Below are 20,926 nucleotides of genomic sequence, written 5' to 3' on the forward strand. Positions count from 1 at the left end.
CGCTCGCCGCCGTCCATGACGGGTAGCGGCAATGCAGCTCATTGGACAAAATGCCGGCGGTTTGCACAACGCAGTGGTCAGAAAAACCGACTCGCGGCTTGGCTGCCCGGACATTTCGTCACGATCCCAACACACTTTCTGTTCCCACTTTACGAGGCCTCTCAATGACTTTAATCGAAGCAATTCACGCACGCCAAATCCTCGACAGCCGCGGCAATCCTACCGTCGAATGCGAAGTGCTGCTCAGCGATGGAGCACACGGACGAGCAGCCGTCCCCAGCGGTGCCAGCACCGGCGTTCACGAAGCCTGGGAACTGCGAGATGGCGATAAATCCAAGTTCCTGGGTAAGGGCGTGATGACGGCCGTCGACAACGTCAACAACAAGATCGCCGATGCGTTGGCCGGCATGGACGCGACCGACCAAGCCGCCGTCGATGCCGCGATGCTCGAACTCGACGGATCTCCCAATAAAAAGAACCTGGGTGCCAACGCCATCCTCGGTGTCTCGCTTGCCACCGCACACGCCGCGGCCGCCTCTACCGGACAACCCCTGTATCGCTACCTCGGTGGTGTCGGTGCTCGATTGCTGCCCGCCCCGATGATGAACATCATCAATGGTGGCGAACACGCGGACAACGATGTCGACGTCCAAGAGTTCATGGTCATGCCGCTCGGTGTCGATTGCTTCAGCGACGCACTTCGTTGTGGTGCAGAAATCTTCCACAACCTCAAGAAGGTCCTTTCCGACAAAGGCTACAACACGGCCGTCGGTGACGAAGGCGGTTTCGCACCCGATCTGAAAAGCAACCAAGAAGCGCTTGACGTGATCATGCAAGCGATTGAAAAAGCCGGCTACAAAGCGGGCGAACAAGTTTGGATCGCCTTGGATCCCGCGTCGACCGAGTTCTATGACTCCAAGACCAAGAAGTACAAGATCGATGGCAAAGAAATCAGTGGCGACGAAATGGTCGACTTCTGGGCCGATTGGTGTAGCAAGTATCCGATCTGCAGCATCGAAGACGGTTGTGCCGAAGACGATTGGGACACCTGGAAGAAGCTGACAGACAAGCTTGGCGACAAGATCCAACTCGTTGGCGACGACCTGTTCGTGACCAACGTCGAACGCTTGCAACGTGGTATCGACGAAGGGATCGGGAACAGCATTCTGATCAAGGTCAACCAAATTGGAACGTTGACCGAAACGATCGACTCGATCCAATTGGCGAACCGCAATGGCTACACGGCTGTGACCAGCCACCGCAGCGGTGAAACCGAAGACTCGACGATCGCCGACTTGGCGGTTGCTCTTTCGACCGGCCAAATCAAGACCGGTTCGGCAAGCCGCAGCGACCGGATGGCCAAGTACAACCAATTGCTACGGATCGAAGAGATGCTTGGCGACGCTGCACTTTACGGCGGTCCCGTCCTCGCCAAGAAACTGCTGGCAAAGAGCTAGTTCCCTCTGCAACGGGTTGAACCATTCGCCGGCAATGCCCGGCGGATGCAAGATTGAAAAACAAAGCCATACGCATCCTCGTGCGTATGGCTTTTTCGTTTTCGTGCTTTCAAGTTTGTCTCTTCCGGCGGATCATCCCGTGATCAGATTCAGCAAGTCACCGATCGTTCGGTGCCAATTTATGGTCGACTCGGATGGTTTGGATGATCTGATCCAAATCCGGAGAGCCAGCGGCAAGTTGGTGCGAACGAATCCATTGCTCCTCGGTCGCCGAGGGGCCGCAATCGGGCAACGGGATCAAGTTTTCGTTGTCCGCTTCCGATTCACAGGTGATCGCCGTGATTCGAGGAATCGGGGCATGATCGGGACTGGCCACCAAGCGGATCTTCTCGATCCGGTCCCCTCGAGGGGCGACCACCAAATAGGGCTGGTAAGGGTCAGCCGACGGATGCAGATACGACGCCTTTGAGGAACTGAGGCGTTTGTAGCGCCCATCCAGCGTGAAACCGATGATCAGGGGAAAGACGTCGGGTGAACCGGTCGCGTAATGGACTTCGATGGCACCGCAGGACTGCAGCGGTTGTCCACCGCTCACGGTACCGCCAAGGAAAAAGAGTCGTCGAGCGCTGAAGCCACATGGTAATTCGATTTGCCCGCTGTTTGGAATCAGCGTGAATGTCGAGACGCTCCGTTTGAACGGTACACCGGGCGCAATGGTTTCATAACGAACGTCCACGGACCGTTCGGGTCGCTCCCAACCATCCGGCATACCTTGACGAAAGTCGATCGTCAGTGACGAGCCGGCATCAATCTTCCCAATCCCCATCCACCCATAGGCACTACCGCTGTTACCGTCATGGATTTCGATTCGCACCTCTTTGCCTTGATGCGGACGGACGTTCCACGATCGCTGCTGCATGCCGTCATGACCCGGTGCAGCCGTTTGCATCAGCATTTCGCCTTTACGAGCATCGACCAGAGCGATGTAGTTTTTCCCCTCTCCGCCCCCCGCGCCGTCGTGGCCACAGATCGTGAAGGAGATTTCATCGTCGGCGATCACAAACGGAGGCGAGGAGGCGACCCCGGTACCCGCTTCCCCTTGCCCTAACGACGAGAAGTAGGGTTCGATCGCACGGTTTGCTCCATCCCGATCAAGCAGGGCCCAGGTGGTGCCCGCAGTCGTGGGAGGACTTTTCAGGGCCTGGTATTTCTTCGAAATGGACGTGGGCTCTTCGGTGAAGCCTGCGCCAGTAAACAGAATGCAGAGCAGAACCATTGCTCGTGAAGTACAGGGAATCATCGCTACTATCCTACCTTCCAATATCGTGTGAATGCTTGTTGAGGGTGCGACGCCTCGTCTCGTAGCCAACCCGTGTAAAGCATCGTGCAAAAAACAACGCTCAAATTTCCAATGCTGAGCGGTATTGGGCGCTAGCCGCCGGATGATTCGTTGGAGTGCTAGGCTTTAGCCGATTGCGTGCTGGATCCGTGCTGAATCGGCTAAAGCCTACGACTCCAACGTGCGCAGTTTATTTTTGACTCAATCGATGTATGCTGATTGTATACAAAGGGTTACGGGGAATAGGTTTGGACGGGCTCGCCGCGAGAAACCTCAGGTTTCGTCCAGTCGCAAGCTAGCCTATCTACACGGTATTGCTAGCCCGGTAGGTGATTGATCCTGAAAGGATCGCAGAAGGTAGCCGGGGGTCGCTGCGAGAGCAGCGCACCCCCGGTATTGAACGAACAACTCGGACCGACCCTGGAAGGGTCGAAGATCACGGATTCCCGCGACCCTCTCAGGGTCGGTTTAGAAATCCGCATATCGATCCGGTGGTATCGCTGGCGCTCAACCACCGGCTAACTTCTGCGATCCTTTCAGGATCAAAACAGGATGGAACTAACGATTCCTAACGCTAGCCGCCGGGTTTAGGCTAGAAAACTCTATTCGCATTTAACGGTGGCTAACGCCATTCCGCTCACCTATTGTCCGACCGTCACTAACTGGATAGCGCCGCTCAGTCCGAGATTGATCTGGCAAATGACGGTAAATCGCCCACAAAGTGGCGCTGTCCAGCTACGCGAGATCGGGAAGTTCCCATCCTTGACGTCGCGGTCGATCCAAGTACGCATTCGCTTCTTCGTCCCCGGGAAATTGCTCTTCGTTTGGATCCCAACGAAGCTTGCGGCCCACTTGCCGAGCAATGTTGACCAAGTGACAAACGCTGATCGATCGGTGACCGATTTCGACGTCGGCGTTAGGCGTTTTGCGCGTGCGGATGCAATCGAGCCAGTTCTGGATATGGGGTCGGGCAACCCAACCCGCTCCTTCCCAGGAGAGCGCCTCTTCGAGGGCCGGTGGATTGCGAACGAAATCAGGCGGATTGGTGGTGAACTTGTTGCGGTTGATCTCAATCTTTGCATCACTGCCAGTGAAGATGCCGCCTCCCATCGGTCCCTTGTCGAGTTCGTAATCGACTTGAATGCCATCGGCATAGCGCATCGACACCTTGCCGTTGGGTCCCGGCGTCACGGGCCAGATTTCTTCAGGCCCTGTCAGACTCTTGCCCAACGCCCATTGAATTTGGTCAACTCCGTGTGCGCCCCAATTGGTCATTTCGCCACCCGAATAGGCTCGCCATCCCATCCATCCAAACTGCAACGCATGATTAAACGGTCTCGCCTCGGTTTGTGCTTGCCAAACGTCCCAGTTATCACCCTCGGGGATTGGCTGCTCCGGCAGCCCCTGATAGTCTCGCGGCCCCGTATAGCAAATCCCCTGAACTCGCTTGATTTTGCCGATCCCGCCTGACCGAACCAACTCACAGGCAAATCGATTCAACTCCATCGTTCGCTGTTGCGAGCCCACTTGGAAAACGCGGTTGTACTTCCGTACTGCGTTGACCAAAACGCGGCCCTCATGGATCGTCAACGTCAAAGGTTTTTCGGCATAGATGTCCAACTCTGCCTGGCAGGCATGGATGCAAGGCAGTACGCGTGCGTGGTCGGGAGTCGCCACCACGACGGCATCCAGGTTCTCCGATTCAAACATCTGCTCGTGGGAGGAGTAGGTCTTCCAGTTCTGTTGTTTTTCCTTCAGCGTATCGATCATGCGCTGCTGGTAGACGTCACAGATCGACACGATACGACCGTCCGCGGGGACGTGATCCATCAATTGGCGAGCTCGCCCGCCGGTACCAACAAAACCGATGATCACGCGATCATTGGCCCCGGGTCTACCCGCTGCAGCCAAGACACCCTGAGGAATGAAGTAGGGCAAAGCAATGGCACTCGCAGCAGCGCTGCGTTTCAAGAAACGACGCCGAGAGGACTGAGGTGAACGAGGCATGTTGTCGGAGCTCGGGGTGGGTGGGAAGACTCGCTGCGGAGAGGGAAGCCGATCGGAGGAATTGGGGGAAATCAATCCGCCACTATACCATGCCGCGATCCGGGCAGTGCAGCGGCCCCAGCCCAACGGTATCGATTCACTCTGAGCAAGAGTCACCACGGGATCGCGACAAAAAAGGCATTGGTATCGGCACCCTACCACTCAGGCTCCCTTCTCCACCCGATTTTTCGGGGGGAGAAGGGCTGGGGATGAGGGGGGCGATCATGCAGAAATGTCACAAGGCGCAGAGCCGACTTGTACACTCGCGTTGCCGCTCCCTACGCGGGCGTGCGCGTGGCGAGCAGATCCAGTCGATTCGGGCACCGTCTCAACACACCATGCCGCCGTCTTCAGCAGCCCAGCCCCCCCCAGCCCAATACCTTGGGCGAACGACAACTGCAAGCGATAACGCGTTTGGTTTCCGCAACGAAGTCGATGCTGCCAGCATCGGAAAGCATGATCCAAACCATCGATCGTCTTAAACGCGTGAAAATTTTGCACACCAGGATTTCGGCAGATGAGCATTCGCTTCACACCTGCTACCGAGAAAAAACGAATCACAGTATCCAGAAATGCCATAACTCCTTTCGGTATATCGACTTGGAAGTGTTTTGCGAGATTCGTAGCTGTGCACGCCATGTTTGGCACTCAACGTGCAAATACGAAATGCTCATCAGCGTTCGCTCTGGCTGCAAATGTCTGGAAGCGGCAAGTCCCCATAACAACCTTTTAGGAGAAGTTCAGTGAACAGTCAGTTTTCAATCGGCTTTGTAATCGCGCTAGTGATCGGTCTTGCTGCCGGTGCTTTGTGGCCAAAATATAGCGATTCACTATGGAGCGATTCATCCTCGCTGTCTAACAATGCTCAACAAATCCGTTTCACCGATTCCGGAAGAGGTTACGGAGGACAGGGATTTGACCAAGGTAGAGGCCGGTTCCAATCCGGTTCGGCAGGGCAATGTGCCGGGAATCGAGGTATGGGATCACAGCAAGGGAACCGAGGATGTAGCTCTAGCGGGTGCAGCGATTCCAATCATGCGTCCGCGGGTGGTTGTTCGGGCAATCAAGGATCCGGCCGAGGCCAAGGAAATCACGGAGGTAACAATGGTGGATGTTCAGGAAGTGACCATTCGGGACATGGCCAGCAAGGTGGCGGGTGCAGTGGTGGCTGCGAAGAAGCTCATGGCGGCGCTGGTTCACCTGGAAACGGTCAGGGGCGCGGAGACGGCCGAGCCCAAGGGAGATTTGGAAGAAACCGGAGTGTAGCCCTCATCTCGACGCCAAATGGTCTCGGAAAACAGAGGCACCAAGGCGGAAACGCTCATGCGGGAGGTTGCCAGGAAGCTAACGGGCAATGCGATTCACAATCGGTTTGCTCGGAGGGCAACACATCGTCTTATTGCCAAGCCAACTCTTCCGGCCAGCGCCAAAGCTGCAGTGACTCCGGTGATGCTCATGGATCATGCCAATCGACTGAAAATCGTGACGCAGTCAATCACGAACAAAAAGCTAAGGAACGGCACGGCGAACCTTCCGCCGAACATCACAGCCCTGGCATGGGCATGGGCATGGGCATGGGCATGGGACGCGGTTGGGGACGAGGTCTTTCTGAATTCTCTGAAGACTCCACAGAGGATTCTGTGGAGCAAGAGAATGCTGATGAGGCTCAAACAAGGGACTAAGCCCATAAAAACCACAGAGTGCGGCGTGGATCAATGACGTAGAGATTTCTCGCCGCACTTCCCGAACGGGTTCTCGTCAAACGCACTGATCAAGTAAGGAATCATGCCATGTCTTCCGCCGATTTCGCAAATCCCGATACGAGCGTCCCCAGTCGCAAGCGGCGTGCTCGTGCAGAAATCACCAAGCCAAGTGTTGCTGCATCGGTCGAACGTCCATTTAGCCTCCGTGGCTTTATTTCCATTCTGCTGGTGTTCTGCTTGTTCATGATGTTGATTTCTGGTTTCCTTCTCTACATTGCCCCGCGAGGACGGGTTGCCAACTGGACATCATGGACCGCCCTCGCTCTTCGACGCGACCAATGGGTGGCGGTACACATCAATTCAAGCTTGATCTTTATCGTTGCGGCCCTTTTTCATTTGATCAAAAACTGGTCGCGTATGGTTGGCTACCTCAAACAGAGATCCAGCATGCGAGTCAATATGAAACGGGAACTCGCCGCAGCGTTCGTTTTGACCAGTCTAATCCTTGCCGCAACGATCTTCGAGCTACCGCCCATTAGCATACCGATTGAGCTCAAGTACAAACTGAGAGATAGCTGGGAGCAAACGAGCGACCAACCAACTTCATCCAAAGTGATTACGATCAACAATTCGTTGCCTGGGGATCGTGTTTTGTCGTCGCTATCTTGAACGAGCGTTGGAATTGTTGAAAAACTACGGACAATGGACTACGACCGAAGTCATCAGACGCTTGATCCGGCTCTCGTGACGAGCCTGGCATTCCAGCTCCGTCAGTTCGGCTAGGTCTTGAATATGGCTGAGATCCTCCGCTGCCGCGCGATCGGCCGACGATTGAAACTGGTCGCGAAACATCGATGAACGCGGAGTGGCCGAGATCGCGTTTACAAATGGAAGATCATCAGCGACCACCAGGTCACGGCGACCACTGTGAAGTTTGCGGTCGAAGTTTACGATTTTGCTTGCCTCGAACGATTGCCAGATCTCCAAGTACTGGTGCCGGGCCAACCGGGGGTGGCGGGTAAAAAAACAGATCGACGTTAGCCAGTGGCCAACGGACGATTCGACTGGCCAACCAGTGCGTTCGAGTCTGCCACTTCCCGGCTCGCTGCATTCACCTCAGTGGGTGTGTTGAGCAATACCAACGGGGACGCCTGAGGCACGGTGCTCAAACGGGCCACCGTTGTAACCGCACGGTCACGCTCATGGCGCTAACGTGGCCGCCTATTCCAATGTGGACGAGGGTTGCATGTTGGCCTTCTTGTACTCCCAATCGTGGGCCAGGAAGTGCTTCAATGCGCCGAGCAGATAGGATCGAAACCGGCCACGCTCTGGCTCGGCAGAAGCGAATCCGCGGGTCTCGATGAGGCGGGCGAAGAAGGACTGCGTCAGGTCCTCGGCATCGGTTGGAGAATATCCGCGATTGCGCACGAAGGTATAGAGAGGATACCAGTATGCCTTGCAGAGCTCCTCTAAAGCCTCTTGAGCCTGCGTCTGGCTCGCCCCGTCTGGTTTCGCTGCAACCACCAGACTCCAATGCGTGGTAGCGAATTCGCGGGCGCCTTGCGGATCATTATCCATTCATCATAGCGGCGGGGAGCTCGGTTGGTGCTGGGGGACACCGGAGCCGGATCGGATCGCGGGAATCAAACCTTCGACAACCGCGATTTGCCAGACTACGGCGGACATCGCGACCGATGCGAGTTCCGCAGTCTGCTTCGTGCACGAGGATGCATCGACCTCGCGGCGTTCACTCAGACTCTTCGACGCACAGTTCGTGAAGAATCCGACACCGTTTGTCGGAACTGTGCAGCGAAGTGGCGTTATGAAGCGGTGTCGACTTCGGCGCGGCTGAGTTTCTAGCTGCTTTCCTCGCAGCTCGCCCGATCGCCTTCGTTACAATATGACTAATCACGCCATGAACCGGAAATCGCGAGGCGCGGTCGTGACTGCTCGCCGGATTTGGCGATCCTGGTTACGTTGAGATGCTCCGTGGCGGTAGTAATACGACAAAAAAATGGGGCGAGGATTGGCTGAGACGCCACAACTGCTAATTGTCGGTGGTCCGAACGGGGCTGGCAAAACGACCGTCGCATTGCAATACGCGTCGTCGGAGGCAATTGCGTACATTGGCGCTGATGCAATTGCTGCACTGATTGCTCCTGACGATCCGACCTCTGCTCGGGTTGATGCAGCGAGACAGTTTATTCGATCCGTCGATGATATTATTGCGGACAAGGGTTCTTGTGTGGTGGAATCGACGTTGTCCGGGCGATCGTTTCGAACCCGCATTCTTGAAGCGCGAAACCTTGGATACGAAATCACGATTGTCTTTGTCTTCGTTGATTCGGTCGATGTTTGTATTGCACGCGTCGCAGAACGCGTCCGCAAGGGTGGACATGACGTGCCGGAATCAGACATACGGCGCCGTTATGTTCGTAGCATCAAGAACTTCTGGTTGCGCTATCGCGAATTGGCCGACAATTGGGTTGTGCTTTACAATGGAGGAAGTCGGATACAAGATGTATCAACTGGATCGCGTCGCGAATTGACCGTTCGGGATGCGACTCTCCACAAGGCCTTTTTGAAACTGGTTGAATCGCTGAATGATTAAGAAATCGATTTTGACCGCTGAGCAATACGCCAAGATTGATGAACTCGTGCGACAGGGAAGCATCGCGGTTGACAAGGCTCAAGACGAAAGCAGGCGTCTGGGTGTGCCTAATGTCTATTCCATCAACGGCCGACTTTACTATGAAACTCGAACTGGCGAACTCTCCGTTTCGGACCCTGGCGTTAACGCCCCAGAAACAGGTGATGAACGGAAGTCGCAGTAGCCGGTCAATTTCGTAATAGTCGATCAAATCCCGCGACTTGCTAGTCGCATGTTCCGCTGTATTCACAAGGGCTTGGGATCAGCCCTTATCGCCCTCGGCTCTCACTTCCGCAACTCGCGTAGGTTGCATCGACCGAACAGAGTTCGGTCGAGTGCTTCGCCACTACGTTGAAGTCGATGGCGGCGACGCTCACCGGGTGTACTTTCAGGGCACGCCGCATCTGGGTAGCAACCTTGCGGCGCTGCGAAGTTTGCTGGAAGTCGGACAATTCATCGGTGACTTGAACTTTGGCTTCGATGCTGCGTTGGCCTCTGCCATTCGCGACGGGCACGGACAGATCTCGCATGACCTACTGCCAGATAGCATGTTCCTAACTTACTTGAATCGTCCGTCGCGGCCTCGACATCTGGAACGCTACGCAATCTACCGCGGGAAAGCGTTCTCGCGAACGCGGTCGTTTTTTGTGCGAGCCGCTTTGTCATCGACAATCAAATCGCTTGCACGGCGACTGGACGAGGACGGCAGCGACGACATCAGTGTCGAATTCGCCCGCGCAGCCCTCGATACACTGGTGTTGCCCGACGAGATCTTCGAGGGCGATCTGTGTGTGACGTCCCTTAGTGCCCAGTTTGAAGGGGTGGAAAAAATCTACGACTATCGGCTCAACCATACGGCATTGCCGCGTGATCCAGACGTGGTTGAGCACTTGGCCCAACAACTGGTTTCGGACAACCAGTGAGTGACACGCAGATCAACGATTCCCGACTCAGCCGCATTCAATGTCGATTAGAAGTCGATAAGCACGATTTCTCGCCGGGCTCAGGCTGGTTGTTCGGTTTTCAACTCCTCTGGTTTCGCATCTGGCGATCAGAGCGCAATTATTTAAGGGCGAGGAGGGGGCAATAGCGGACTCTGGTATTGCGTTACAAAGACGCTTCGGTCGAAGTGAAAATCGCGTCGGTGTCTTCAGAATCCGGACAACGACACGCCGAAACGGCCTCAACCGAAGACGCACCGGTTTCATCGACCGACGCGAGTCCGCGGGATTGCTTCGATGCACACTTCCCGAAATCGAGGACTACCCGACAAAAAACGGCTCATCCGACGGAAGCGCGCGGAACCCAGACTCGAGGTTTTTTTGGAGGTATGGCTCCGGTGTCCAATGATGTCTTAGAAAAGAGTCCCCGACGGACGGTCGTTCGCCGGGAACCGGTAGCACCCTTGGCGCACCGTCGACCGGGATATCCCTTGTCAAGTTGCACCTCTGCAGAGCTCGACTCCGTTTCTCCCGGAAACTGCACGATAACCAGTGAAAATAGCTCCTGCCAGCAATGATGGGACACCGGAGAGATGCCTCGAAAACCTCCTGCGCACGCTTCCGCCGGATGAGCCAAAAAAACTGCGCTGAATCTGCTAACTTACGGCGCTGATCACACTGAAGCGGCGAAGCGGCGAAGCGGATTGCTTCAAGAGCTTTTCGCAAATGGGGTCAACGGTTCATGTTCGACGACGTGTTGACAATGGTTGCATCGGCCTCAGCGAGTTGCGTTGAGCTCGCACTCGCATCGGTGAACTCACCGATGCGAGCAAGCAAGGAGCGTTTCGTCGGATCTCAACGCGTCTTCCCTGCGAGCGTGGTTCACATCGACCCGTTGGAGTTAAGCAGCCAGGGCGAGCCTGACCGAAGCAGTCTTGCGGTCGCTCCAACTTGGGCGGGCGGCTGTCGACGCCGGGGTAAGGAACGCCGTTGGCCGTTCATCAACCTCCAATTCTAGGGTCCAGAAGTAAAGGTCGACACAATCGTTCGCAGTGTGCGAGTGTGCCCGGATTGTGCGAATACTCTCGCACAAAGCCGTTAACTCATCGTCACCGCGATTTGTTTGCTGATCGGCACAGCGATTGCTGTACTTGCCAACTGAGTGACACGCCAGCACTATTGGAGATTCAGATGGTGGCAATCCAATGGAAGAACGTATCCGACTGTTGTTTAAAAGTGTTTGTTTGTGCGATCATTTTGGCGTCCAGCAATGCGTTTGCTGATGAACCCACATCGTCTGGAAAGGTTCAGTTGCGGTGGAAATTTGGAAATGGGCAAACATTCTACTACGCGCAGCGAGATGAGTACGCTGCCCGCGAAACCGTCGACGGTGCCGTCCACGAAACCACCAATCGACGCACCACTCTGTACAGCTGGGAGGTCATTTTAGAGGGTGAAGCGTCGGCAATTGGTGTTAGTTTCGAGCGTGTCAAACGCGAATCGATCACACCGGAACGAACGATCACGACGGACACATACATGCCTTTGGGGGCGAACGACTTGGATCCCGAGGAGAAATTCTTTCAAGACGAGGTTTTTCGCTTCGTGCAGTCGCACTTTTTGTTTTACGCGACACCAGACGGCGGCACGGTTTTGCCAGAAGAAGTTCCAGGAATCGAGATAGAACCGTGGATGAGAGTTCCTGAAGCGATCAGCGACCCGCGAACCTTCACTCCGGGGGATACGGTCGGATTGCCAAAGAATGCGGTGTCGATCGGTGATTCCTGGACGGTCCCGCTTTACGACGGCAAGGGGACGAGTCGGTTTCAACTTGTCGGTCAGGAAATTCGGCTCGGACACCGTTGCTGGCTGATCGAAGGTCAAACGACCTACCATCAGATGCCTGAATTTTTGAGTCAACATCCGGACCTCGAAAGCATCCGTTCCGGCCCAAGAATAAGCACGTATTGTTTCGATTCGGAACTTGGCCGACTCGTTCAAGGTGAGGAAAAGACCCCACTACAGATGAAGTTTCGCGACGGCAGAGTTGCTGAAACTACCGTGCGGGTGATGCGGCGATTGATGGAATCGCCACTCGAGCCGGTGACGATGAAAGTGACTCGCAAAATCGCAGGCGGCCAAACCATCACGCTAGCGTATCGTGGCGGTTCGCCCACAAACTCGCAGTGTGCTTGGGCGGACGTCGCGAGCGCGGGCGTCGGCTTTGGCGCAACTCAGCTTCCTGACGGAAAAGTTGACGTGTCAGAATTAGCGTGGTCGATCGTCTTGACTCCGAAAGTAGCCGATATTCAATCGGTTCGAGTGTATGACGTCACTTTCGCTTCAGCGGTGCTAATGTTGGATGATAACCCCCCCAAGGTTACCGATAAGTCGATGGTCCTGCTACTTAAAAAGTTGCCTATCAGCGATCCGCTGGCGCGATGGTTTCACGAAGACGTTGCGACGGAACGGATCTTTCGAATTGAACTGAACAACAGCCGCGGTGAAACCAAGGTGCTCCACCAAGCAATTCTGATCCAAACGGAACAAATCAGAGCATCAACTCAGCTCGCTGCTCACGACAGCTGAACGGTCACGCGTCGATCATTTGTGGAACGCGATTGTGCGTTTCAATTCCGCCAGCCGCCCCCGGACCGCCCTCGTTGATCTCAATCAGAAACCGCAGCAGCTCCAAAAGCTCCTCGCGATGTCTCAAATTTCAACGGTCATGAAATCGATCGCGGCCATTGTGTCCTAGCGAGCTTTTAAGAACTTACTCGACGAGCCCATTGTCTTTCGACTCGGCGCAGGTTCGATGCCCTGCGACTTAAGAATGTTTCCAACGGCCCGAGCTGTTTCAGTTGCGTGCGGAGGCGGCGCCAGCGACCCCAGGAGCGATCATCGATCGGCGAGGCCGGAAGATGTCAAGGGAGCGAAACAGGCCTTTTGCCGTCTCGGCAATTCGTTGCGCAACTCGCAGCGGTTGCATCGCCCGCTAGCTCGAAGCGAAATCGCTTCCACGCACACCTCGTGAAATCTCGGACCAGATCGAATGGAAATTGCGCTCAAGTCGCTACCTGCATCGGTGTGCCGACCGTGGATAAAGCCATCAACAGGAATGCCATAATTTGACCGCCGCCAGGCGTCTGTCTATAAATACGGATCCGCGTTCTTGGTTCGGATCTGCATGAATTGGTGATGCCAACATGGCTCAAAGTACGTCGGAACCCCCTGAGTCGGCGCGGGTGAACAAGAAAGCAAGGGCAGTGGTTTTTGCCGCATGGGCTGTGGCAATCGTAATTGTCTGCTTGATGCAGCAATCTGACATCCGGCGTGCTTGGCGAGTATCCCGTCTTCCACGCGTACCGGGAGAAATCGTTTCCAAGCATGTCATAGATGTAAATTATCGATACTCAGTAGACGGGTCCGAGTATACGAGCTTATGGATAGGACCCGAGCGACAGGTCAAACGCTTCGCTATCGGCCAGCCAATCGAGGTTGCCTTTTTCCCAAGTCATCCGAAACGCTCATACATCTATCCGGAAAACCAGTTCATGCGATCATCCGCCTTTCAAGACTTGGTGGGTTCGCTGTTGGCCTTCATTTTGATTCCCATTGTTGTTTTCTTCTTACTGTCAAGGACTCAGGGGCTTCAGATCTGGGAAAGATGACCCGTCCCCACCGGCCGTTTGCATGGTGGGAAGTATTCATTGGCTCCGGCTTAAGACGTCTCCCCGACCCGCCCGAGAGACCGCGCCGTTCTTTCGACCCACAGCGAGAAAAAGTCCGCCGAGGAGCTGGAGATCGAAAGGTAAGCCAGCAGTGGGACGGTCTACAACCAGATTTCCTTGATGGCACCAACGGCTGTAGAAGCACCCTTGTTTGCCGTGCAACGTCGATGCGCAACTCGCGGCGGTTGCATCGACCTCCGCGCTTTAGCTAAATCAATTCGACGCAGTTTCCCTGGAATGTCGGACTATTTTGGGGTGAATGTGCAGCGAATCGGCTGCGGTAACTAATACGCCCGCTCGAGAGCATCTTGGACGCGGCAGTGGCTTCTCTAACCGTTCTGCCCTAACGCTGAGAGTCGCCGAGACTCGAAGACGGTGTTGGGACTGTCAGTTGACTGGCGTTTGAGTAGGTCAGACCGAAGAGCAAGGTTCCGATCAGGAGAACGCACGCCGCACCGGTGATCCGCAATCCGGAAGTGAAGCGAGCCCGCCGAGGATCGTCAGCCTTCATCTGGCGGAAAGCGACGCGCCTGCCGAGGATGGCGAGCACGCCGATGCCGGACATGGCGAGTGCCATTCCCGCGGAGATGGCAGCGACCATCAGGATGGCAGGAAAGAGGAGGTCGTTGGCCACGCCGAAGAGCAGCACCAAGAGCGCGCCGGTGCAGGGGACGACTCCCACCGCGAGGGCGAGCCACGTGCCCGCACCCCCATTTTTTTTCTCAAGCGCGGAGCAGGCGAGGCAGTCGTGATGAGCATGATCGTCGTGGTGGTTACCATGACTTTCGTGATGGTGATCATAGCTGGCGTGGGCGTGATCACCCGTTTCAGCTTCCAGGCTTTTCCGCGATTGTCTCGAGGCTTGGATGGCACTGCGCAACATCACGGCTCCGATGGCCATGATCAGGACGTAGCTGCCGAGGCGGATGGCGCGGTAGTCCGACGGAGCCTGGCCGGTGGCCTGCCTGACGGCAAAATCCATCACCAACACGACGATGATCGAAGACAGGACATGAAAGATCGCGATCAACACTCCTATCGTGAAGCCTTTGCGCAAGCTGCCTCCATCGCCAACAAAGTAGGAGATCACCACGGCCTTGCCATGGCCGGGACCAAGCGTGTGCACAAGACCGTAGCCGAAGGCCACCAGGATAGCGAACCAGAACGCCTTCGAGCTCCCATCGTCGCGAAGGCCGCTCATGGCCTGAGTGAAAATCAGGGAAACCTTCGCCTGCGCTATTTGAAACCAGCTGTGCCCTGCGAAGGCACTCTCGGGAATCTCCACCTTGGCGAGGTCGTCCGAATCCGCAGCCGAATAATCGCTGATTACATCGGTCACCATCGTATAGGCGACCTTCACCTGCATGCTGCCATCGACGAGGAACAGGTCGTAGCTCGCCGGTTTCACTTCAATCGTTCCTTCGATCCACACCGGGGAGAATTGCCCTCGCGGTTCCATCCCGCCCGGAACCGAGACGTGGATCATTTGATTCGGAGGCGGCGGAGGCGTGTGAATGCAGGCACCCACCCAGGGAACGAGCAGGAATTCCGTGATCTTCTGCCCACCCGTCCCGAGTGGCAGGACATAACCGGCGAGTCGCACCTGCTTGCCGTTCAGAGTGCCGTTGACCGCGGCCAGCGCGTGTGTTCGCTGGGCGACGATCTCTCCACGCAAAGCGATCAATCCATCGATATCGATATCGTCCTCTTCAAGCCGCTTTACAGCGCCAGTGAGCTTCTCCAGTTGCTCTGGCGTAATTTCCACGCCTTCCGACTGTAGCTCCCGTATTCTGGAGGCTATCACGAGGTCGAGTTTCTGATCAGAGGTCAACTCGAGAAAGGGATCGTTATCAATCTCAACTTGCGGGACAAGATTTCTCCACGTGATTGGCTGCACCTTGTCAGTGGAGGCCGCCAAGTCGATGCCGTTAGTGAACGTTTGATGGAACGCATTCACAGCGCTATCATCGCGCAAATCTTCCCTTTGAACGAAGGTGTTGGCATCCAGGGTCCAGCCGCTGAACATACGCGACTCTCCATCGAGGATGAATATGGTGGCATCGCTTGCTTCGACACGCAGCAGGCCCGAGACTTGAACCGGCACATAGAGAGACTGGCCCTGCGGATCTTCTTTCAACTTTACCCGCACGAGTTCGTTCGGCGGAGGCGGCGGAAGATGGCTGCACATCCCCACCTGCGAGACCAGATAGCCGTAGTAGGTGCCATCTGGGGCCTGCGGCGCAGGGATCAGATAGCCCGACAGCGTCACCTCGACCTTGTCCAACGCGGGGTTCGTGGCCATGAGTGCGGCCCTCCGCTTCTTGGCGACCTCCCAGCGTTGGGCGATCAGCTCATCGACGTCGTAACCGTTGATCTCAAGCATGTCCTTCGCCGCGGTGCGTCGGTCTTCGAGCCGGGCACGCTCATCTTCAGCGAAATCGTTTTGCGCGAGTCTCTCATCCACCTGAAGAATGAGCTTCAACTCATTCAGCAGTTGGAACCCCATGTCTCTGTAGGGATCGTCAAAGACAACGGCCAGAGGATCCGCAAGGTCTGAAAACTCGATCTCTTCAGGGGCAGCAGAAACCTTGGTAGCGGCCAACATGGCCGCCACTGCAAAAACGAATCCTAAGAACCGCATATTACACATTCCGGTTTAACACGGTGTTAGGCATGAAAAAGGTCATTTGTCTTTTGCCGTTAAGTAATAAAAGTCGTAGAGAGTCCGGCCAACTTCCGCAATGGCGCGATCCCGGTCCGCCACGGGTGTCTTGCTGCTGTTCGTGAACACGGCGATCGCAAACCGCCGACCGTCGGGGAGCGTGACATAACCGACGTCGTTGGCAATTCCGCCTGCGGTTCCGGTCTTGTGCGCTACGGACGTTCCCTTCGGCAACAGCCCCTTGATACGGTCAGCGCCGGTGCGCGTGCGCGACATGACTCCCAGCAGGAACTTGCTGCTCTCGGCGCTCATCGCCGTGCCACCGTCGATGGCAAGCAGCAGTTGCAGCATCGCAAGGGGCGTTGCGTGGTCGCGGGGATCCGCCTCGAAGTCCGGATTGGGATCAACCTGGGCAATCACCAGTTCCGGGTTGTTTTTGATGGCCTCAGCGACAATCTCTGGCGTGGCCCCCGACAAGCCGTAGAAATCCATGAGAATCTGGCGGGTAGTCCGATCGACCCTGAAATCGGTGATCCCGAGCCTGTGCAGGTTCTTGGTCACCGCCGCTGCTCCGCCTGCCAGCTCCATGCAGACGTCGGTCGCCGTGTTGTCGCTTTCCGTGATCATCACCTCGATCAGGTTCGCCACCGAGAGCTTGATCCCGGGGTGCGGGAATGTCTCGGCAAGCGCAATTACGCCGGTGACGTACATGTCGGGCGGGACTTCGACCAGTTGGTCGAGCCTGAGCTCTCCTTTGTCTACGCGATCCAGCACGGTCGTGGCGATCGCCACCTTGTAGGTGCTGGCCATGGCGAAGGTCTCATCCCCATTGACCGCGATGACCTGGTCGCCGCCAATTTCCTGCGCAGCCACACCAATGCGGCCAACCAGTCCCTGCGAAAGTTTCTCGATCTTCTGAGAAACATCTTTAATATTTTTTTCTTGAGCTAATGCCGATTGAACTGCAAGTAATAACGAAGCCATTACCATTAAATACAGTGCTATGTTTTGTTTCATCGTTCTTTTCTTATTGTTATTAAGTCAATTTAATTTGAGTGAAGACGGCGTTGCCAACAGCAAGTGCTATTGCCCGATAAAAGTGGCGTAGCGCAGCGAACTGATTCACTCGCTGTTAATCGTTTTCCTCGGTGGAGCGACGGAAGATCCGGTGCTGCATGCTAAGGAACGCCGGCTTTCCAGACTTGTCACGCAGCAACTCACCAACCGTTCCTTGAAAGGCACCATCTGTCATGATAACCATGTCTTCACCCACGCTACTCATCGAAATCGGTGGAGGGTTCTCATAAAATTGGACTCCTCCCAATGGTTTGTATAAGCGATCAGCCATGAGCTGGTCGTTGTCAAAAAAGATTTTGTAGTCTTCATTATCCCCTAACCAAAGTCCTACGAAAGGTTCAAGGGAACTACGATCTGCAGTGACTGTAACCAAGGGTATTTTCTCAATATCCAAATACTTTTTGAGAGCCAGTGCGATTACCGCATCGTACACCTCAATACCACGGTCGCTGTTGGTAAGAACAATGATCCCAAATTTCTTCTCCGGTGCAAACAGCATCTTGGCGGTAGCACCTGCCGACCGACCGGCATGAAAAACGGTTCGCACACCGCCGATATCCTCAACGAACCACGTAACGCCGGTGTGTTCACTCAGCTCGCCTTCGACCAAGGGACTGTGCGACATGTCCAGCAACTTTGGAGACAACAGTTGACTTCCGTCCTTGTCCTTACCGTCAAACTGAAATTGCATCCACTTCAACATATCACTGGCGTTACTGAGTATGGCTCCGGCGGGATAGACGCTGCGAGGAAAAGGCATAAAGCTGACCTGAGGTTCGGACGTCCCGTCATAGACTCCGGCATGGCCAACAGCAAAGCGCTCTGCCATTAGTTCCGCCATGAAGAATGAGGTGTGCGTCATGCCCAGGGGCAGAAACAACTCGTCCTTAACTCTTTGTTCATAAGATTTTGCACGGCTTACGACTTGAATGAGGCGTCCTGCAATGATGAAGTTGTTATTGTTGTAAGCCCAGACTTCGCCATAAGGTGTGCGTTGCGGTAGGAATCGAAAAGCCCGCACGGCCTTCTCCAAGGCATCTTCCCCTGAACTGGGATCCTCAAAGTAGTCGCCTTGCCAGCCAGTCCGGTGCTGGAAAAGGTCGATGACCTTCGCCTTTTCTGAAGCCTCGCTATCGAGGACCGAAAACTCCGGGAGATACTTTCGAACCGGGGCTTCGAGGTCGAGCTCTCCGCGTTCTGACATTTTAAGAGCTACGGTGGTCGTAAAAGTCTTCGATATGGAGCCGATATAAAACACGGTGGCTTCAGTGACAGCCTGAGGATCGTCAACATTGGTAATGCCCAGGCCGGCCATTTGGACCTTACCATCGTGAAGGATCCCGATGGCTAACCCTGGGACTTTGATTTCGTCCATGAGTCGCTGAGCTTCGCTCTTAATTTCCTCAAACCGCGTGTCCATGTTTTTCTCCTGGGCAAAGGCCGACGAAACGGTCAAAAGACCTGTCGTCAGGAGTATGCGGATGCTGGTAGAAACATTCATGGTCTGGATGGCAGCTTTTGGGGGGTTGTGGATTTCATCGCTGCTCTCAGGCGAGGGATTGAGGACGAGGAAATCACGGGCGTGACGTGATCACTTTTCGACCTTCTGGGGGAAGGCACCCGTGAAGGTATCCGGCATACCCGTCGAGAAGGTAGCATTCCACGACTCGACCGAGATCGGCTCGAAGCGCGGTTTGTCTTCGGGTTCAAACCGGATCGGCTGACCAGGAAAAACCGGAAGCTGCACATCGTCGCGCACAACCACCTGACCGTTGACGATCACGGCTTTCATGCCCGTCGAAGGGATAGCGCCATTTTCGTAGGTTGAATTGTCCGTGAAGAGTTCGGGGTCAAACACCACGATATCGGCAACCATGCCAGTCTGGATGCGGCCGCGTTCTTGCATGAACTTCAGACCGGTATCGCCCAGATGCTTGGCAGCGTTGTAGCTGAGGATCGACATCAACTGCATCATGGGGATGTTGTTTTCCCGACCGAGGCGAATCGTAGCGCCTCGGGCGCCCGCCGTGCGGGGATGAGTGCCGCCCAGCTTCTCCATCGGGTAATCCCACGGGGCGTCGTACGGCGTGGCACCAACCGCATCGCTGGCCATGGTCACGCCCTTCAGCGTCAGCCACTTCGCCTGGTCTTCTTCGGGCATCTTGAAGAGGACGATCGGCCTGCTCGGTTCGGATTTGACGGTGGCCTTGTAGGTCTCCAAGGTATAGTACTCACCCGTGACCGGATCCAGCATGGTATCTTCATAGCGATGACCCAGGTCGTCGACCCAGCTCTTAGGCTCCAGGAACGAAGCATTGATCGTGGTGGAACCGGCAGCGTAGGGATAGACTTCACCCCAGATGTTGTGGCCCTGTTCCTGAAGCCCGATGATCATTTCGTGTGCAAGCCGCCAGCCTGGGTTGTTGAAATGCAGGACGATCGCCGGGGCGCCAAGCGCCAGAGCGTTGGCGACGAGTTCCTGCGCGCCGTTGTTCTCCGTGGTGTCGGTGCCGAGCGTGTAGCGGGTATGTGCGCCGGTTGGGCGGCCATAACGTGCCCCGACTTTCTGCACCTCGAACATCTCGCGTGAAGAGACGCCTTCTCTCATGTAGCCCACGGTGCTGCCGACGCCCACGGCGCCAGCCTGCAGGCCCTTGTCAAGCTCTTCGAGAATCGCGTTGCCCTGTTCCAGGGTCGGGCGAGTCTGGCTCCAGCCAGTTTTCTTCCGGGTTTCTAAAGCGGCTATGGGGCCGTCTTTCAGGTAATCGCCGTCTGACCCGTCGATGAACATCGCACGGGCAAATTCGTGGCTGACCGCAATGCCATAGTTGGCCTGGGTCTTACCGGCGCGTGCTTTATACCAGCCGTCGATATAGGATCCTGCACAGCCCATCTCGAAATCCATGCTGCTGGTCAGGCCGTCGCGCAACCCGAGGGAATAGCCGATCGGCATTTGAAAGTGAAAATGGGTGTCGATGAAGCCCGGTGCCACGATATGGCCGGTGGCATCCACCGTCTCGGCACCTTTGAGTGGTTCTTTGCTGATCGTGACGATGCGGCCGTCCTTAACACCGACATTGGCGATGTCGTTGAACAACGTTTCAGGGTCGATGACCCGGCCGTTGTTGATCACGAGGTCGTAGTCCTGGGCAAAGACCGACGAAACGGTGAGAAGGCTTGATGTCAAAGCCGCAACAAGGGTGAACACATTAAACTGCTTGCGCCCTTGTTTAAGAACTCTTCTTATTTGATTCATTTTGTTTTTCATATTGGTTGTTGGTTGTTTAGGTGCTCGCTCTTCAATAGACCAAACACTGATT

Annotated in this window: 16 protein-coding genes; 8 read left to right on the forward strand and 8 right to left on the reverse strand. The window is 55.5% G+C overall.

Annotated features, from left to right (window positions below):
- The first annotated feature begins 164 nt into the window (after positions 1-164).
- Positions 165-1,457, forward strand: coding sequence for a phosphopyruvate hydratase (eno, locus tag Poly41_RS05050; protein ID WP_146524748.1), 1,293 nt, complete (start codon positions 165-167; stop codon positions 1,455-1,457).
- A gap of 157 nt (positions 1,458-1,614) precedes the next feature.
- Here eno and Poly41_RS05055 read toward each other — a convergent pair whose 3' ends face one another.
- Both Poly41_RS05055 and Poly41_RS05060 read right to left on the reverse strand, forming a co-directional pair.
- Positions 1,615-2,757, reverse strand: coding sequence for a hypothetical protein (locus tag Poly41_RS05055; protein ID WP_146524749.1), 1,143 nt, complete (start codon positions 2,755-2,757; stop codon positions 1,615-1,617).
- 774 nt (positions 2,758-3,531) lie between these two features.
- Positions 3,532-4,803, reverse strand: a complete 1,272-nt coding sequence (locus tag Poly41_RS05060) for a Gfo/Idh/MocA family protein (protein WP_146524750.1) — start codon at positions 4,801-4,803, stop codon at positions 3,532-3,534.
- A 900-nt stretch (positions 4,804-5,703) separates the two neighbouring features.
- Here Poly41_RS05060 and Poly41_RS05065 point away from each other — a divergent pair.
- Together Poly41_RS05065 and Poly41_RS05070 are read left to right on the forward strand one after the other, a co-directional pair.
- Positions 5,704-6,108 (forward strand): hypothetical protein, encoded by a 405-nt coding sequence (locus tag Poly41_RS05065; protein WP_146524751.1) that lies wholly within the window; start codon positions 5,704-5,706, stop codon positions 6,106-6,108.
- A gap of 524 nt (positions 6,109-6,632) precedes the next feature.
- Positions 6,633-7,214 (forward strand): DUF4405 domain-containing protein, encoded by a 582-nt coding sequence (locus Poly41_RS05070; RefSeq protein WP_146524752.1) that lies wholly within the window; start codon positions 6,633-6,635, stop codon positions 7,212-7,214.
- A 24-nt stretch (positions 7,215-7,238) separates the two neighbouring features.
- Here the strand turns inward: Poly41_RS05070 and Poly41_RS05075 are convergent, their stop codons facing one another.
- A complete protein-coding gene (locus Poly41_RS05075; RefSeq protein WP_146524753.1) occupies positions 7,239-7,550 on the reverse strand; it encodes a hypothetical protein in 312 nt (103 codons plus the stop codon).
- A 216-nt stretch (positions 7,551-7,766) separates the two neighbouring features.
- Entirely contained in the window at positions 7,767-8,123 is a 357-nt protein-coding gene (locus tag Poly41_RS05080) for an RNA polymerase sigma factor (protein WP_146524754.1), read from the reverse strand.
- 436 nt (positions 8,124-8,559) lie between these two features.
- Between Poly41_RS05080 and Poly41_RS05090 the strand changes: the two genes are divergently transcribed.
- The 5 genes from Poly41_RS05090 to Poly41_RS35610 all read left to right on the forward strand — a co-directional run bounded on the left by Poly41_RS05090 (position 8,560) and on the right by Poly41_RS35610 (position 13,807).
- Positions 8,560-9,156, forward strand: coding sequence for an AAA family ATPase (locus Poly41_RS05090; protein ID WP_146524756.1), 597 nt, complete (start codon positions 8,560-8,562; stop codon positions 9,154-9,156).
- Positions 9,149-9,379: a hypothetical protein gene (locus Poly41_RS05095; protein ID WP_146524757.1), complete on the forward strand. Its 231-nt coding sequence runs from the start codon at positions 9,149-9,151 to the stop codon at positions 9,377-9,379. Before Poly41_RS05090 ends, Poly41_RS05095 begins: the two co-directional genes overlap by 8 nt.
- 151 nt (positions 9,380-9,530) lie before the next feature.
- Positions 9,531-10,118 (forward strand): hypothetical protein, encoded by a 588-nt coding sequence (locus Poly41_RS05100; protein ID WP_146524758.1) that lies wholly within the window; start codon positions 9,531-9,533, stop codon positions 10,116-10,118.
- A gap of 1,209 nt (positions 10,119-11,327) precedes the next feature.
- Positions 11,328-12,725 (forward strand): hypothetical protein, encoded by a 1,398-nt coding sequence (locus Poly41_RS05105; RefSeq protein ID WP_146524759.1) that lies wholly within the window; start codon positions 11,328-11,330, stop codon positions 12,723-12,725.
- Between the two features lie 722 nt (positions 12,726-13,447).
- The gene (locus Poly41_RS35610; RefSeq protein ID WP_456237819.1) at positions 13,448-13,807 is read left to right on the forward strand and encodes a DUF3592 domain-containing protein; all 360 of its coding nucleotides are present in this window, start codon (positions 13,448-13,450) and stop codon (positions 13,805-13,807) included.
- 403 nt (positions 13,808-14,210) lie between these two features.
- Here the strand turns inward: Poly41_RS35610 and Poly41_RS05115 are convergent, their stop codons facing one another.
- The 4 genes from Poly41_RS05115 to Poly41_RS05130 all read right to left on the reverse strand — a co-directional run bounded on the left by Poly41_RS05115 (position 14,211) and on the right by Poly41_RS05130 (position 20,874).
- Positions 14,211-16,517: a HoxN/HupN/NixA family nickel/cobalt transporter gene (locus tag Poly41_RS05115; protein ID WP_146524761.1), complete on the reverse strand. Its 2,307-nt coding sequence runs from the start codon at positions 16,515-16,517 to the stop codon at positions 14,211-14,213.
- 33 nt (positions 16,518-16,550) lie between these two features.
- On the reverse strand, positions 16,551-17,546 hold the full coding sequence (gene bla, locus Poly41_RS05120; RefSeq protein ID WP_146524762.1) for a class A beta-lactamase: 996 nt from the start codon (positions 17,544-17,546) through the stop codon (positions 16,551-16,553).
- Positions 17,547-17,661: 115 nt separating this feature from the next.
- The gene (locus Poly41_RS05125) at positions 17,662-19,107 is read right to left on the reverse strand and encodes a serine hydrolase domain-containing protein (RefSeq protein ID WP_146524763.1); all 1,446 of its coding nucleotides are present in this window, start codon (positions 19,105-19,107) and stop codon (positions 17,662-17,664) included.
- Positions 19,108-19,197: 90 nt separating this feature from the next.
- Positions 19,198-20,874, reverse strand: a complete 1,677-nt coding sequence (locus Poly41_RS05130) for an amidohydrolase family protein (RefSeq protein WP_197231073.1) — start codon at positions 20,872-20,874, stop codon at positions 19,198-19,200.
- Positions 20,875-20,926: the final 52 nt, after the last annotated feature.

This window comes from Novipirellula artificiosorum, from assembly GCF_007860135.1.
GTDB classification, from domain to species: Bacteria; Planctomycetota; Planctomycetia; order Pirellulales; family Pirellulaceae; genus Novipirellula_A; species Novipirellula_A artificiosorum.

What these genes read in the sequence shown, in the direction of transcription:
- eno (WP_146524748.1), top strand. Translation starts at nt 165, where the DNA reads ATGACTTTAATCGAAGCAATTCACGCACGCCAAATCCTCGACAGCCGC.
- Poly41_RS05060 (WP_146524750.1), bottom strand. Translation starts at nt 4,803, where the DNA reads ATGCCTCGTTCACCTCAGTCCTCTCGGCGTCGTTTCTTGAAACGCAGC.
- Poly41_RS05065 (WP_146524751.1), top strand. Translation starts at nt 5,704, where the DNA reads ATGCTCAACAAATCCGTTTCACCGATTCCGGAAGAGGTTACGGAGGAC.
- Poly41_RS05105 (WP_146524759.1), top strand. Translation starts at nt 11,328, where the DNA reads ATGGTGGCAATCCAATGGAAGAACGTATCCGACTGTTGTTTAAAAGTG.
- Poly41_RS05080 (WP_146524754.1), bottom strand. Translation starts at nt 8,123, where the DNA reads ATGGATAATGATCCGCAAGGCGCCCGCGAATTCGCTACCACGCATTGG.
- Poly41_RS05125 (WP_146524763.1), bottom strand. Translation starts at nt 19,107, where the DNA reads ATGAATGTTTCTACCAGCATCCGCATACTCCTGACGACAGGTCTTTTG.
- Poly41_RS05070 (WP_146524752.1), top strand. Translation starts at nt 6,633, where the DNA reads ATGTCTTCCGCCGATTTCGCAAATCCCGATACGAGCGTCCCCAGTCGC.
- Poly41_RS05115 (WP_146524761.1), bottom strand. Translation starts at nt 16,517, where the DNA reads ATGTGTAATATGCGGTTCTTAGGATTCGTTTTTGCAGTGGCGGCCATG.
- bla (WP_146524762.1), bottom strand. Translation starts at nt 17,546, where the DNA reads ATGAAACAAAACATAGCACTGTATTTAATGGTAATGGCTTCGTTATTA.
- Poly41_RS05130 (WP_197231073.1), bottom strand. Translation starts at nt 20,874, where the DNA reads ATGAAAAACAAAATGAATCAAATAAGAAGAGTTCTTAAACAAGGGCGC.
- Poly41_RS05055 (WP_146524749.1), bottom strand. Translation starts at nt 2,757, where the DNA reads ATGATTCCCTGTACTTCACGAGCAATGGTTCTGCTCTGCATTCTGTTT.
- Poly41_RS05095 (WP_146524757.1), top strand. Translation starts at nt 9,149, where the DNA reads ATGATTAAGAAATCGATTTTGACCGCTGAGCAATACGCCAAGATTGAT.
- Poly41_RS35610 (WP_456237819.1), top strand. Translation starts at nt 13,448, where the DNA reads ATGCAGCAATCTGACATCCGGCGTGCTTGGCGAGTATCCCGTCTTCCA.
- Poly41_RS05090 (WP_146524756.1), top strand. Translation starts at nt 8,560, where the DNA reads ATGGGGCGAGGATTGGCTGAGACGCCACAACTGCTAATTGTCGGTGGT.